Consider the following 14,375-nt stretch of genomic DNA (forward strand, 5'->3'; position numbering starts at 1 on the left):
TTTTCTTGCCTGTGGGAATCAGCGCCTCGGCAACGCCTCCGTCCCTGCGAACGCGGCGCAACTGGAAAACGCCAGCCTGCGACACCCCCGAACGCAAGGCTGCGGGTCGGGGCTCGGGGCGGCGGGCGCCAACTTCAGGAGCGCCGAGGTGGAGGGCGTCGCGGGGGAAACAAGGCGACGCATGCCCGAGGAGCGCAGCGACGAGTTTGCGTCGCCGCCGCCGCCGCGCAGGCGATCACACCATGCGGAACCTCACACCGCGAACACCTGCTTCACCCGCAGCGTTTCCCCACGCTCGATCAGCCCGATCAGGCGGTCGATGTTGGGATGCTTGCCGGGGTTGGCGCGGGCATCCTCAGTGTGCTCGGCATAGAGCTCCAGACCCTTCTTCGCCGCCTCGGGGCTGATCGCGCCGTAGAGCTGGGCGAGGTGGTTGTAGACCGCCAGCGAGCCGGCCTGGCCGGGCTTGTTCTCGATGGTGGCGACGACCGCGTCGGCGGCGTCGATCAGATTCAACGCGGCGAGGTGAGACACGCCGGGCAGGGTCTTGAGGTTGTCGGCGAAGGCCATAGGGTTTCTCCTGGATTGAAAACGCCACCGCAAGGGTGGCGTCGGGATGGGCGCCGGCGCGCGGCCGGCGGATTCGGGCGACGCTCAGATGCGGCGGGCGAGCTCCGCCGCCTTGCCGACGTAGCTCGCCGGCGTCATCGCCAGCAGGTGGTCACGCGCCTCGGCGGGGATGGCCAGGGTGCGGATGAATTCCTGCAGCGCCTCGCGGGTGATGCCCTTGCCGCGCGTCATGGCCTTGAGCTGCTCGTAGGGGTTGGCGATGCCATAGCGGCGCATCACGGTCTGCACCGGCTCGGCGAGCACCTCCCAGCAGTCATCCAGGTCCGCCGCCAGGCGCGTGGGCTCGGCCTCGAGCTTGCCCAGGCCGCGCAGGCAACTGTCGAGTGCGAGCACCGTGTGGCCGAAGCCCACGCCCATGTTGCGCAGCACGGTCGAGTCGGTGAGGTCGCGCTGCATGCGCGAGATCGGCAGCTTCTCGGAGAAGTGCTTGAGCACCGCGTTGGCGAGGCCGAAGTTGCCCTCGGCATTCTCGAAGTCGATCGGGTTGACCTTGTGCGGCATGGTCGAGGAGCCGACCTCGCCTTCCTTGAGCTTCTGCTTGAAGTAGCCGAGCGAGATGTACATCCAGATGTCGCGGCAGGCGTCGATCAGCATGGTGTTGGCGCGCGCGATGGCGTCGAAGAGCTCGGCCATGGCGTCGTGCGGCTCGATCTGGATGGTGTATTCGTTGAAGGTCAGCCCCAGGGACTCGATGAAGCGGCGGTTGAAGCCCTCCCAGTCGAATTGCGGCCAAGCCGACAGGTGGGCGTTGTAGTTGCCGACCGCGCCGTTGAACTTGGCGGTCATCGCCACGCCGGCGATGGCTGCGCGCGCCCGCATCAGGCGCGCCGCGATGTTGGCCATCTCCTTGCCGAGCGTGGTCGGGCTGGCGGGCTGGCCGTGGGTGCGCGACAGCATCGGCAGGTCGGCGAGCGCGTGGGCCAACTCGCGGAACCGGGCGATCACCGCGTCGAGCGCCGGCAGCAGCACACGGTCGCGGCCTTCGGCCAGCATCAGCGCGTGCGAGGTGTTGTTGATGTCTTCGGAGGTGCAGGCGAAGTGGATGAACTCGGACACCTTCATCACCTCGGCGTTGTGGCCGAGGCGCTTCTTGAGCCAGTACTCCATGGCCTTGACGTCGTGGTTGGTGGTGGCCTCGATCGCCTTCACCGCTTCGCCGTCGTCGGTCGAGAACTGCGCCACCACGGCGTCGAGCTCCACCACCGTGGCCGGCGAGAACGGGGCAATCTCGGCCAGTGCCGGCTCGGCGGCGAGTGCCTTCAGCCATTCGACCTCGACGCGCACGCGGTTGCGAATCAGGCCGTGCTCCGAAAAGTGTTCGCGCAGGCCGGCGACCTTGCCATGGTAGCGACCATCGAGCGGAGACAGGGCGGTGAGCGGGGACGGGGCGGCGTTCGACATGGCGGGAGCTTCCGGGAAAAACTGCTATTTTAACGCCTGCCCCTCTTCCCCACCGAGAACAAAAGACGATGAGCGAGACCACGCCTTACCGCGTCCAGGTGACCGCGGTCGCCGAATACGTCGCCGACCAGTCGCGCCCGCAGGACGAGCACTTCGTGTTCGCCTACCACATCACCGTCCTCAACACCGGCGAGGTGCGCGCCCAGCTGCTCGCGCGCCACTGGGTGATCACCGACGGCAACGGCAAGATGCAGGAAGTCCACGGCCAGGGCGTGGTCGGCGAGCAGCCGGTGCTCGGCCCCGGCCAGGCCTTCCGCTACACCAGCGGCTGCGTGCTCGCCACGCCGGTGGGGACGATGCAGGGCAGCTACCGCATGCGCGCGGACGACGGCCACGAGTTCGAGGCCGAGATTCCGGCCTTCATGCTGGCGGTGCCGAAAGCGCTGCACTGAGCGCGCTGCCGGTCACGGCGGACGATCGTGCCCAGCTGCTAGCCCGGGCGCGCGCTCCCCGGGGCGACGAATGGCAGCGGATACTCCACCACGTGACCACGGCCGCCGTGCTTGGCGGCGTAGCACGCCTGGTCGGCGGCGATCATCAGCGCGTCGGCCTCCTGCAGGTCCGGGTCCATGCGCGCGAGCCCGATGCTGGCGCCGACGCGGAAGGCCCTGCCGTCGGACTCGAACGCATGCGCGGCGATCGCCGCGCACAGCCCCTCGGCGATGCGGCGCGCGTCCTCGCGGCCACAACCGCGCAAGATCGCGGCGAACTCGTCGCCACCGATGCGGAACACTTCGTCCTCGGAGCGCAAGCGACCCTTGAGCAGGGCACCGAGCTCGCTCAGCAGCCGGTCTCCCGCAGCATGGCCGCAGCTGTCATTGACCACCTTGAAGTGATCGAGGTCGATATAGAAGAGGGTGATCTGGTCGCCCGAGCGCCGGTGCGCACGCACCGCCTGCTCGATGCGCTCCTCGAAGGCGCGCCGGTTGGCGAGCCCCGTCAGCGGGTCGTGGCGGGCCTGCCAGGCCAGTTGCACGGTGGCCTCGTCGATGCGGGCCTGCAGCGTGCGCTGGTTCTCGGCGATCGCCTCGGCCATGGCGTTGAATCCCGCTTCGAGCGCCTTCAACTCGCCGTTGCGCGCACGCGCCGGTACGCGCGCCGCGAGGTCGCCGTCGGCCATGCGCCCGACCGCATCCACCAGGGCAGCGACCGGCTCGCCGACCGATCCGGCCAGACGCACCGCGATTGCCATCGCCGTCGCGAGCACGCCCAGCACCAACAGGCTCACGGTCAGGAAGACCCCGCGCTTCTCGGCATCCAGACGCGCGGTGCCGAGCACCACGCGGACGTGGCCGACGACCGGCGCCGTCTTCGACGACGAATCCTCCGCATAGTCGTCCACCGTCGCGGGCACCGCCACCACCGGCGCCTCGAAGCCGATCGCACCGTCCGCGAGGTCGACACGGATCTCGTCCCCCTCGGCGCGCGACGGCGCGGCCAGCCGTGGCGACACCCCCTCTCCCAGCGTCGCCAGCGCGTCGCCGCCCGCATCGTAGAACCCGACGCCGACCACGTCGGGCTGGACCTGCACCCGCGCCATCAGCGCGCCGAGCGCTTCGCGGTTGCCCGACACGAGCACATATTCAGCCGCCGGCGCGAGGAAGCGCACCATGGCACGGCCGCGTTCGAGCAGGGCCTGGTCGAGCGCGCGACTGCTCTGGTAAGCGAAGAGCGCGGCGATGCAGAGCACGAACACGACGCTCGGCAGGCCGAGCACCAACAGCATCTGTCGCCGCAGCGAATAACGGGAAAGCGCGGCGATCATTGCGCCCCTCCGTCGGCAATCCGCTCGCGCAACACCTGCTCGTCCGCGACCACGAGCCCCAGCGCCCGCGCCACCGCGCGATTGACCGCGACATCGAAGCGGCGCGGCGAGTGGATCTTGCGCACCAGGGCCGCAGGCTCCTTGGCTGCCGCCAGCAGGTCCGCGACATCCACCGCGACGTGCTCTGGCGTGCTGAACACCGCGGCGAGCGCACCCGCGGTGACATAGGCGGCCGAGTGGGCGAACACCGGCCGGCGGTGGCGGTAACTGGTGAGCAGGATCGTGCGCGCCGCGGCCGGCCCCGAGACAAGGCCGTCGGGCAGGGGCAGCAGGGCGTCGCCGGCAAAGAGCAGGTGATCGAGCGCCGGCACGAGGTCCGCCACCTCGCGCACCTCATGGACGTCGGCCTGCAAGCGCAGCGCGTCCGCTGCATGCTGGAGGCCGGGCAGTTGCACGACGCTGTCCGGTCCGAGCAGCACGCCGACGCGCTTCGCGTCGGGCAGGACCGCGCGCACGAGACGGAGATGACGTTCGAGCGGCTGGTCGAGCACCACCGCGCCGAGATCCCGCGCGGGATGCGCCCGCTTGAGGCGATCCAGGTCGCGCAGGCCGACGAGCACGGCCAGCACCGGCCGCGAGAAATCCCGCAGGGCACGCTCCGCCGCCGCGTGGCCGACCGCGAGTACGAGATCGGCGCGGCCGAGCAGCGCCGTATCTGCCTCCCCGCCGGCGAGCCCCGCGCCTGCCAGCCGATGCACCCCGGGCGCGAGCGCGGCATCGAGCGCCTCGACGAAGCGCTGACCGCGCCCCCCCGGCTCGGAAACCAGCACCGCCACCTCCATCGCGTGCGCAACGGACAGGCCGAGCACAGGCAGCAGCGCGAGCATGGCGAGCGCCGCTGCGACGCGCAGGCCGCCGGGGAGGAGACACGACAGGCAGGCTCGCATGCGCGCCGTCACCATCCGATACGCACGCCGAGATAGAGGTCCGGCTCGTGGCGGAACTTGTCCTCGTGGAAGTCCGCGTAGCGCCCCTTCAGGCTCAGCGCGGTGAGCGAGACCTCGTTGTCCGAACCGGGCGGACCGAAGCGGCGCGCGACGCGCAGGTCGAAGCGATCGGTGCGCGGCACGATGTCGCCGCCGTTCATCCAGTAGTACAGGCCGTTGTGGTAGTAGCCCAGGCTCGCCTGCCAGCGTCCGGGGAAGTCCTTGATCAGCAGCAGCGAGGTGGTCGCATGCGGTGCGCTGTTCGGGATGTCGCGGTCGCTGTAGGGCTCGCCATGGTCGATGCGGATGAAGGCCTGGGACAGTACCGCCCTGCCCCAGCCCGGCTTGCGCCAGTCGAGGGTGAATTCCGCACCGGTCATGCGGAAGTCGTCGACGTTGAGGAAATAGAAGCTCTTCTTGCCGGGGTCGATCGGAACATAGTCGGCCGGCTCGGGGCGCGGGCACTCTCCGAACACGCAGCTCTTGTCGTCGATGAAACGCCGGTAGTACTCGCGAAAGACACGCGCATCGAAGCCGAGTCCGAACGAACGCAGCTGCGCGACATAGCCCAGATCGACGAAGCGCATGCGCTCGCTCTGCAGCGGGTCGAAGACACGGAAGCCGATACGCCGGATCGTGTCGCCCTCGCGGTCGGTCTGGAAGGCTCGCGACTCCATCAGGCTGGGGGCGCGGTACGCCGTCCCGGTGGACAGGCGCAGGGCCGAGTCCTCGTCGAGGGCGTAGTTGAACGCAAGGCGGGGCGAGAACAGCCTGCCGCTGTAGTCATGGTGCTCGAGCGTGCCGCCGAGATCGATCTTGAGCGGATCGAGCGGGTTCCACGTGAGGCTGCCGAAGACCTGCCCATGGGTCGAATCCAGCCACCGTGTGGTGCCGAACAGGTGCAGCGAGCGCGCATGCTCGCTGCGCAGCCCGATACCGAGCATGCCGGTGAGACGCCGGCCGAGCCGGGTGTCGTATTGCAGCTCGAGATCGTGCCGCCTCGCCTCGCTGGCCCGGCTGGTCGGGAAGCTCGCGGTCGTCGTGCCTTGCGCCTGGATCACCGGCCAGCTCCCGCCGGCACGCTCGCCCTGGTGGAAATACTGCACGCTCAGCACGGATTCCGCATCGATGTGGCGCCGCCAGCCGAATTGCAGGTGAAGCGCGCGGTCCTCCTCGGTGTGGGGCGGATAGTCGAGGTAGGCCTGGGCGCCGCGCTTGCTGTCGCCCTCGCTGACGCCAACCTGGAGGCCGAGCTCTTCGGCTGCGGACAACTGCAGCACTGCGCTGAAGTGGGCGGTGTTGCGGGTGAGCGACTCGGAAGAGTGCCAGTCCCCGAGCCGTTCCCGAAAGTGCGGTTCGAACGTCGTCAGCTCGCGCCGCGAGGCGGAGAGGCGCCAGTCGAAGGCGCTTCCGCCAGCCCCGTTCAGGCGCACGCCGTAATCACGGAAACCGTTCTTTCCAGTGCGCACGACGAACGCCCGCCCGCTCTCGGTGGAGGGAGCCCTCGTGATGATGTTGACCACCCCCTGGAAGGCATTGACGCCATAGGCCGCACCGTTGGGGCCGCGCACCACCTCGATGCGCTCGACATCGTCCACCCGCAAGGGCAGGTTGTCCCAGATCACGTTGCCCCACAGCGGGCTGTTGACGGTGCGCCCGTCCACCATCACCTTGATGCGGCGCGCATGGGCGTCGCCCAGGCCGTGGGTCGCCACCGTGGGGGGACCATCGGGATGGTCGGCCACGAGGAAGCCGGGCGCCAGGCGCAGAAGGTCGTGGATCTCGTTGAAACCCGAGGCGACGATCATCTCGCGATCGATCACGGTCACCGGCGCAGGCGCGTCGAGCGGCGACTGCGCCAGGCGCGATGCGGTCAGCACCATCGGAATCTCGCTGAAGAACGGGTCCGGGTCGCCCCATTCCGCACGCGCGTCGAGCGCGAGCAGGCCAAGCAGGACGAGGGGCCCCGCGTGCGAAGCCAGACCCCGCGTGCGCGGGTAGCGACTGGTATACGGATCCTGCATGACAAAGCGATTCCTACGGCTCCATGGCGAACTGAGCGCACCATCCAGCCTGCATTCTGCCCATTCCGGGGGCGCCGACAAGATACGTGCGCCGCCTTGGGTGAACCACGTCACGCATGCCAGCACACGGTCGCCGCCCGCCCTGCATGACATGACACGGCCCCGGCGCCGAGTGGCTGCCGGGGCCGTGGCGCACGCCGGAAGGCGCTCAGCTGCGGTAGTCGGCGTTGATCTTCACGTAGTCGTAGGAGAAGTCGCAGGTCCACACCGTGGCGGCGGCGTCGCCGCGGGCGAGCGCGATGTGCACCGTGAGCTCGGCGTGCTTCATGATGCGCGAGCCCGCCTCCTCGAGGTAGCTCGCCGCACGACCGCCGTGCTCGGCGACCAGCACCGACTCCTCGGGGTTGCCCAGCCACACGCGCAGCTTGGCGACGTCGAGGTCGTCGATGCCGGCATAGCCGATCGCCGCGAGGATGCGGCCGAGGTTGGGGTCGGAGGCGAAAAAGGCGGTCTTGACCAGGGGCGAGTGCGCCACCGCATAGCCCACCTTGCGGCATTCCTCGCGGTCGCGGCCGCCCTCGACCGCGATCGTCATGAACTTGGTCGCGCCCTCGCCATCGCGCACGATCGCCTGCGCGAGCCCGACCGCGACCTCGATCACCGCCGCGCGCAGGGCGCGGTAGTCCTCGCTGTCGACGTCGGCGATCTCGGCATTGCCGGCGGCGCCGGTGGCGATGAGGATGAAGGAATCGTTGGTCGAGGTGTCGCCATCGACGGTGATGCTGTTGAAGGACAGGTCGGCCGCCTCGCGCACCAAGTCATCGAGCAGGTCCTGCGCGATCGCCGCGTCGCAGGCGAGGAAGCCGAGCATGGTGGCCATGTTGGGCCTGATCATGCCTGCGCCCTTGCTGATGCCGGTGAGGGTGACCGTGCGCTCGCCGATGCGGACCTGACGCGACACCGCCTTGGCGAGGGTGTCGGTGGTCATGATCGCGTGCGCGGCGTCGAACCAGCCGTCGGCACGCAGGTCTGCGACCGCTCCGGGCAGCCCGGCGACCAGGCGGTCGACCGGCAGCGGCTCCAGGATCACGCCGGTCGAGAACGGCAGCACCTGACCCGCCTCGATGCCCAGTTCGCGCGCCAGCGCGGCGCAGCAGGCATTGGCGTTGGCCAGGCCCGGCTCGCCGGTGCCGGCGTTGGCGACACCGGTGTTGATGAGCAGCGCGCGGATCGCCCCGCCCGTCAGATGCTGGCGGCACACCTGCACCGGCGCCGCGCAGAAGCGGTTCTGCGTGAACACGCCGGCGACGCGGCTGCCCTCGGACAGCTCGATCACGGTGAGGTCGCGCCGGTTGGCCTTGCGGATGCCGGCTTCGGTCACGCCGAGGCGCACGCCCTTCACGGGCAGCAGTTCGGCAGGGTTCGGGGTGGCGAGATTGACGGCCATGCGGTTCTCCGGGACGGAAGGATCAGTTCAGTTTGCCGTGGCAGTGCTTGTATTTCTTGCCCGAGCCGCAGGGGCAGGGGTCGTTGCGGCCGACCTTGGGCCCGGCAGTGGCCGGCTGCGCGCCCGCCTGCTCGGCGCCACCGCCGAGCGCCTCGTCGTAGTCGGCGTGCTGGTACTGCACGTTCTCGACCTGCTGCGGCGTCTCGGCTTCCTCGAGCTGCGCCTCGGTGCGGATCTGTACCGTCATCAGGATCTTGGTGACGTCGGTGCGCACGGCGTCGAGCAGGCTCTCGAAGAGCTCGAAGGCCTCGCGCTTGTATTCCTGCTTGGGGTTCTTCTGCGCATAGCCGCGCAGGTGGATGCCCTGGCGCAGGTGGTCGAGCGCCGCGAGGTGCTCGCGCCAGTGGGTGTCGAGGCTCTGCAGCATCACGTTGCGCTCGAACTGGTGCCAGGCCGCCGGGTCGACCATCGCGGTCTTGGCGGCGTAGGCCTCCTCGCCGGCCTGCACCACGCGCTCGAGGATGGCCTCGTCGTCCAGGCTGGGCTCGGCCGTCACCCACGCGGCCACCGCCAGCTTGAGCTGGCACTCGGCGAGCAGCGCCTGCTCGAGCGCGGGCAGCTCCCATTGCTCCTCGACACTGTCGACCGGCACGTAGCGGCGGAAGATGTCGTGCAGCACGCCCTGGCGCATCGCGCGCACGGTGTCGGAGATGTCCTCGCTCTCGAGCAGCTCGTTGCGCTGCTGGTAGATCACCTTGCGCTGGTCGTTGGCGACGTCGTCGTACTCGAGCAGCTGCTTGCGGATGTCGAAGTTGCGCTGCTCGACCTTGCGCTGCGCCGACTCCAGCGAGCGCGTCACCATCGCGTGCTCGATCGCCTCGCCCTCGGGCATCTTCAGGCGGACCATGATCGCGTTCAGGCGTTCGCCGGCGAAGATCTTCATCAGCGGATCTTCGAGCGAGAGGAAGAAGCGGCTCGAGCCCGGGTCGCCCTGGCGCCCGGAGCGGCCGCGCAGCTGGTTGTCGATGCGGCGCGACTCGTGGCGCTCGGTGCCGATGATGTGCAGGCCGCCGGCGGCGATCACCTCGTCATGCACCTTCTGCCAGGCCTCGCGCAGGGCGGCGATCCTGGTCTCGCGCTGCACGGGGTCGAGCGTGGCGTCGTCGCGCACCGCGGCGACCGGCTTCTCGATGTTGCCGCCGAGGACGATGTCGGTGCCGCGCCCGGCCATGTTGGTCGCGATCGTGACCATGCCGGGCCGGCCGGCCTGCGCGACGATCTGCGCCTCGCTGTCGTGCTGCTTGGCGTTGAGCACCTGGTGCTCGATCTTCGCCTTCTTGAGCACGCCGGAAAGGAATTCGTTGGTCTCGATCGAGGTCGTGCCGACCAGCACCGGCTGGCCGCGCTCGACGCAGGCACGGATGTCCTCGATGACCGCGTTCCACTTCTCGCTCGCGGTGCGGTAGACCTTGTCGTTCTCGTCCCTGCGCCGGGTCGGGCGATTGGTCGGGATCACCACGGTCTCGAGCCCATAGATCTGCTGGAACTCGAAGGCCTCGGTGTCGGCCGTACCGGTCATGCCCGCAAGCTTGCCGTACATGCGGAAGTAGTTCTGGAAGGTGATCGAGGCCAGGGTCTGGTTCTCGGCCTGGATGCGCACGCCCTCCTTGGCCTCGACCGCCTGGTGCAGGCCGTCGGACCAGCGCCGGCCAGGCATCAGGCGGCCGGTGAATTCGTCGACGATGACGACCTCGCCGTTCTGCACCACGTACTGCTGATCGCGGTGGTAGAGGGCGTGGGCACGCAGCGCCGCGTAGAGGTGATGCACCAGCAGGATGTTGCCGGGGTCGTAGAGGCCGCCGCCCTCGGCAAGCAGGCCCATGCGCACGAGGATCTGCTCGGCGGTCTCGTGGCCCGCCTCGGTGAGCAGCACCTGGTGCGCCTTGAGGTCGACCGTGTAGTCGCCCGCCTCGATGACCTCGTCCTTGTCGTCGAGGCCGCCTTCCTGGCGCTTGAGCATCGGCGCGACCTGGTTCATCTTCAGGTAGAGATCGGTGTGGTCCTCGGCCTGGCCGGAGATGATCAGCGGCGTGCGCGCCTCGTCGATCAGGATGGAGTCGACCTCGTCCACGATCGCGAAGGCGAGCGCGCGCTGCACGCGCTCGCCGACCGCATACACCATGTTGTCGCGCAGGTAGTCGAAGCCGAACTCGTTGTTGGTGCCGTAGGTGATGTCGGCGGCGTAGGCGGCCTGCTTCTGGTCGTGCGACATGCGCGACAGGTTGCAGCCGGTGGTGAGCCCGAGGAAGCCGTAGATGCGCCCCATCCACTCGGCGTCGCGGCTGGCGAGGTAGTCGTTCACCGTGATCACATGGACGCCCTTGCCCGACAGCGCGTTGAGGTAGGCGGGCAGCGTGGCGACCAGGGTCTTGCCCTCGCCGGTGCGCATCTCGGCGATCTTGCCGTGGTGCAGCACCATGCCGCCGACGAGCTGGACGTCGAAGTGGCGCATGCCATGCACCCGCTTGCCGGCCTCGCGCACCACGGCGAAGGCTTCGGGCAGCAGTGCGTCGAGCGACTCTCCGTCGGCCACGCGCTGCCGGAACTCGGCCGTCTTGCCGCGCAGCGCCTCGTCGGACAGTGCGGAGATCTCCGCCTCGAAGGCGTTGATCTTGCGCACGGTGTGCATGTACTGGCGGACGAGGCGGTCGTTGCGACTACCGAAGATTTTCTTGAGCAGGCCGGAGATCATGTTTTTGGGTCGACGTCGATTCGGCAAAGGCGGGAGTTTATCATGGCGCACCCAGGCTCCCCGTGACGGTTCTCGCACGCATCCATGACCCGGCTGCTCTCACGCTTTCTCGGCGGCGACGCCCTCGCCCGCCTGCAAGATCATGCCGCGCGCCTGAACCGGCTGCAGGCGGTGCTCGACGGCATGCTTCCGCCACAGCTGCAGGGCCAGTGCCGGGTCGCGAACCTCAAGGAAGGCAGCCTGGTCGTGGCCGCACGCGGCGGCGCGGCGGCTGTGCGAGTGCGCCAGATCCTGCCCAGCCTGCTGGAGCGCCTGCAGCATGGCGGACATCCGGTGCAGTCGATCAAGGTCAAGGTCGGCACGCCCGAGCAGACGGCTCCCGAACGCCACGCTCCGCAGCGACAGATCTCGGAGGCCGCGAAGGCCGAGCTGCACGACTTCGCCGACAGCCTGCCCGTCGACTCGCCGCTGCGCGCCTCCATCGAACGCCTGATCCGGCGCGCCTGAAGAGGCGCACGCCGGTCGCCGAACGGAGGGATCGCGACTTGCGTCGCTCCTACGAGAACCGCGACGCCCTCGCAGACCCCGCGTAGGAGCGCCGCAAGTCGCGATCGCGGCGCTGCGGTCCGCGCCGCCCCGTAGGAGCGACGCGAGTCGCGATATCGGCGCTCCGGTCCGCGCCGCCCCCCGCGGAAGTCAGGCGACCGGGGCGAGTACGCGCTCGATGGCGAACAGCGCGAACAGCACGAACAGCATCACCAAGGTGGCGCGCAAGGCCTTCCATGCCCACGCCTTGTAGCGCGGGTTGCCGGTGAGCAGCCACAGGATCGCCGAGCCACCGATCGACAGCACCGCGAGCAACAGCAGCACGCGCATGATCAGCATGCGTACGCCCCTCGACGGCGCGCGTCGACCGCCTCGCCCGCAGCGGCGGCGCGCATGCAGCCGGGATCGAGGCCAGGCGCGGCGCGTGCGATCACCGGGATACGACCGGACACGAAGCGCCCGTTCATGCGAGGGCTACGAGCGGCGCGAACTGGTGCGAGACCGCGGGCGGGGTCGCGGCCTCCTGGTCGAAGCTCACCAGCTCCCAGGCCTCCTTGTCCTCGAGCAGCACGCGCAGGATCTGGTTGTTGAGCGCATGGCCGGCCTTGTGCGCCGAATACGACGCGAGCAAGGGGTGGCCGCACAGGTAGAGGTCGCCGATCGCGTCCAGCACCTTGTGCTTGACGAACTCGTCGGCGTAGCGCAGGCCCTCGGCATTGAGCACGCGGTACTCGTCCATCACGATCGCATTCTCCAGGCTGCCGCCGAGCGCCAGCCCGTTGGCCTGCATGAACTCGACGTCCTGCATGAAGCCGAAGGTGCGCGCGCGCGCGACGTCGCGTATGTAGGAGTCACGGGCGAAATCGACCTCGACCCGGGTCGAGGTGCTGTCGATCGCGGGATGGTTGAACACGATCGAGAACGCCAGGCGGAAGCCATCGTAGGGTTCGAGCCGGACCCACTTGTCGCCCTCCACGTACTCGACCGCCTTCTTCACGCGCAGGAACTTCTTCGCCGCCCTCTGCTCCTCGATGCCGGCCGACTGGAGCAGGAACACGAAGGGGGCGGAGCTGCCATCGAGGATCGGGATCTCGGGCGCATCGACGTCCACATGCAGGTTGTCGATGCCCAGCCCGGCCAGCGCCGACATCAGGTGCTCGACCGTTCCGACCTTGTGCCCGCCCTGCTCCAGCCCGGAGCACATGCGCGTGTCGCACACTGCATAGGGATCGGCAGGAAGGGTCAGGGGCGGGTCGAGGTCGACGCGGTGGAAGACGATGCCGGTGTCGGGCGCCGCCGGCCGCAGGGTCAGGGTCACCTTGCGACCGCCGTGCAAGCCGACGCCGGTCGCCGTGACGACGGATTTCAGGGTGCGCTGCCGGATCATGGTCTTTTTCCTCTTCGATGCGCGATTTTAACATGCACCCCCGCAGCCCCCCGGCGATCGCGCCGATGCATCCGGGCTATTGCGCAAGCGGATGTTGCGCGCCCGACGCCAGCCGGTAAACGGCGGAACCCCCGCAGGGGCCGGAGGCGACGGCCCGTGCGGGGGTTCCGGTTCGTGGCCGCCGCGGCGGCGGCCACCCGGGCGGAGGTCAGTCCGCCTGGCGGCGCAGGAAGGCCGGGATGTCGTAGGTGCCCACACCGCTGGTGCTCATCGCCTCGACGGTGGTGCGGCGACCGCTGCGCATCACCGCCGGCACGTCGAGATTGGTCACGTCGACCGCGCCACCCATGGCCGGGCCGTAGGTGCCGGTGCCCTGCACCACCTGCATCACCGGCTGGCGCGCGGCGCGCGGCGCGCCGAGTCCGGTGGCCACCACGGTGATGCGGATGCGGTCTTCCATGGTGTCGTCGAACACGGTGCCGTACTTGACGAAGGCTTCGGGCGCGGCGAAGGCCTGCACGGTCTTCACCGCGTCGCGCACTTCGGACATCTTCAGCGACTTGCTCGCGGTGATGTTGATCAGCACGCAGCGCGCGCCGGAGAGCTCGGTGCCCTCGAGCAGCGGCGACACCGCGGCCTGCTCGGCGGCGATGCGTGCGCGGTCCATGCCGGCGGCCTCGGCCGAGCCCATCATCGCGCGGCCCATCTCGGCCATCGCGGTGCGGACGTCCTGGAAGTCGACGTTGACCAGGCCGGGCACGTTGATGATCTCGGCGATGCCGCCCACGGCCGAGCGCAGCACGTTGTCGGCCGAGCGGAAGCACTCCTCGAAGCCGGCGTCGTCGCCGAAGACCTCGAGCAGCTTGTCGTTGAGCACGACGATCAGCGAGTCGACGTGGCGGGTGAGTTCCTCGATGCCGCTCTCGGCGACGCGGATGCGGTTCTCGAAATCGAACGGCTTGGTCACCACGGCGACGGTCAGGAGACCCATCTCCTTGGCGATCTCGGCCACCACCGGTGCCGCACCGGTGCCGGTACCGCCACCCATGCCGCCGGTGATGAACACCATGTGCGCACCCTCGAGCGCGGCGGAGATGGCATCGCGCGACTCCTGCGCGGCGGCGCGACCCGCCTCCGGCTTGGAGCCGGCACCCAGGCCGGTGATGCCGAGCTGGACCTTGACCGGGGCGAGGCAGCGCTTGAGCGCCTGCGCGTCGGTGTTGGCGGAGATGAAATGCACTCCCTTCACGCCCTCGCGGATCATGTGGTCGACCGCGTTGCCGCCCGCACCGCCGACGCCGACCACCTTGATCACCGTACCGGTGGCTTCCTTCTCAACGATTTCAAACATTAGCCTCGCCTCCTGAATTGACTGCC

Annotated in this window: 13 protein-coding genes; 2 read left to right on the forward strand and 11 right to left on the reverse strand. The window is 69.1% G+C overall.

What is annotated here, in order from left to right; translation table 11 throughout:
- Positions 1-252: 252 nt before the first annotated feature.
- Positions 253-570, reverse strand: a complete 318-nt coding sequence (locus tag ACZ5PP_RS08795; protein ID WP_004306294.1) for a DUF2322 family protein — start codon at positions 568-570, stop codon at positions 253-255.
- 84 nt (positions 571-654) lie between these two features.
- Positions 655-2,031, reverse strand: coding sequence for an adenylosuccinate lyase (gene purB / locus ACZ5PP_RS08800; RefSeq protein WP_004306292.1), 1,377 nt, complete (start codon positions 2,029-2,031; stop codon positions 655-657).
- 68 nt (positions 2,032-2,099) lie between these two features.
- On the opposite strand from purB, the gene apaG reads away from it, so the two are divergent.
- Positions 2,100-2,483, forward strand: a complete 384-nt coding sequence (apaG, locus tag ACZ5PP_RS08805) for a Co2+/Mg2+ efflux protein ApaG (protein WP_004306290.1) — start codon at positions 2,100-2,102, stop codon at positions 2,481-2,483.
- 38 nt (positions 2,484-2,521) lie between these two features.
- Here the strand turns inward: apaG and ACZ5PP_RS08810 are convergent, their stop codons facing one another.
- The 5 genes from ACZ5PP_RS08810 to secA form a co-directional block, all read right to left on the reverse strand.
- The gene (locus ACZ5PP_RS08810) at positions 2,522-3,856 is read right to left on the reverse strand and encodes a diguanylate cyclase (protein WP_004306289.1); all 1,335 of its coding nucleotides are present in this window, start codon (positions 3,854-3,856) and stop codon (positions 2,522-2,524) included.
- Positions 3,853-4,743, reverse strand: a complete 891-nt coding sequence (locus ACZ5PP_RS08815) for an ABC transporter substrate-binding protein (RefSeq protein WP_464826967.1) — start codon at positions 4,741-4,743, stop codon at positions 3,853-3,855. Before ACZ5PP_RS08815 ends, ACZ5PP_RS08810 begins: the two co-directional genes overlap by 4 nt.
- A 68-nt stretch (positions 4,744-4,811) precedes the next feature.
- Positions 4,812-6,866 (reverse strand): TonB-dependent receptor plug domain-containing protein, encoded by a 2,055-nt coding sequence (locus ACZ5PP_RS08820; protein WP_012585941.1) that lies wholly within the window; start codon positions 6,864-6,866, stop codon positions 4,812-4,814.
- A 208-nt stretch (positions 6,867-7,074) separates the two neighbouring features.
- Complete coding sequence (gene argJ, locus ACZ5PP_RS08825; RefSeq protein ID WP_464826968.1) at positions 7,075-8,313, reverse strand: bifunctional glutamate N-acetyltransferase/amino-acid acetyltransferase ArgJ; 1,239 nt, start codon at positions 8,311-8,313, stop codon at positions 7,075-7,077.
- Positions 8,314-8,335: 22 nt separating this feature from the next.
- Complete coding sequence (gene secA, locus ACZ5PP_RS08830) at positions 8,336-11,065, reverse strand: preprotein translocase subunit SecA (protein WP_004306281.1); 2,730 nt, start codon at positions 11,063-11,065, stop codon at positions 8,336-8,338.
- Between the two features lie 84 nt (positions 11,066-11,149).
- Between secA and ACZ5PP_RS08835 the strand changes: the two genes are divergently transcribed.
- Positions 11,150-11,572 (forward strand): DciA family protein, encoded by a 423-nt coding sequence (locus tag ACZ5PP_RS08835; RefSeq protein ID WP_004306279.1) that lies wholly within the window; start codon positions 11,150-11,152, stop codon positions 11,570-11,572.
- 189 nt (positions 11,573-11,761) lie between these two features.
- Here the strand turns inward: ACZ5PP_RS08835 and ACZ5PP_RS08840 are convergent, their stop codons facing one another.
- The 4 genes from ACZ5PP_RS08840 to ftsZ all read right to left on the reverse strand — a co-directional run bounded on the left by ACZ5PP_RS08840 (position 11,762) and on the right by ftsZ (position 14,349).
- Positions 11,762-11,950 (reverse strand): hypothetical protein, encoded by a 189-nt coding sequence (locus tag ACZ5PP_RS08840; protein WP_012585943.1) that lies wholly within the window; start codon positions 11,948-11,950, stop codon positions 11,762-11,764.
- The gene (locus ACZ5PP_RS08845; RefSeq protein ID WP_464826969.1) at positions 11,944-12,078 is read right to left on the reverse strand and encodes a hypothetical protein; all 135 of its coding nucleotides are present in this window, start codon (positions 12,076-12,078) and stop codon (positions 11,944-11,946) included. The genes ACZ5PP_RS08840 and ACZ5PP_RS08845 overlap by 7 nt, the downstream gene beginning before the upstream one ends.
- Positions 12,075-12,998, reverse strand: coding sequence for a UDP-3-O-acyl-N-acetylglucosamine deacetylase (gene lpxC, locus ACZ5PP_RS08850; RefSeq protein WP_004306276.1), 924 nt, complete (start codon positions 12,996-12,998; stop codon positions 12,075-12,077). The genes ACZ5PP_RS08845 and lpxC overlap by 4 nt, the downstream gene beginning before the upstream one ends.
- 208 nt (positions 12,999-13,206) lie before the next feature.
- Positions 13,207-14,349, reverse strand: coding sequence for a cell division protein FtsZ (ftsZ, locus tag ACZ5PP_RS08855; RefSeq protein WP_004306274.1), 1,143 nt, complete (start codon positions 14,347-14,349; stop codon positions 13,207-13,209).
- Positions 14,350-14,375 lie beyond the last annotated feature (26 nt).

It is taken from the genome of Thauera sp. DNT-1, assembly GCF_055393985.1.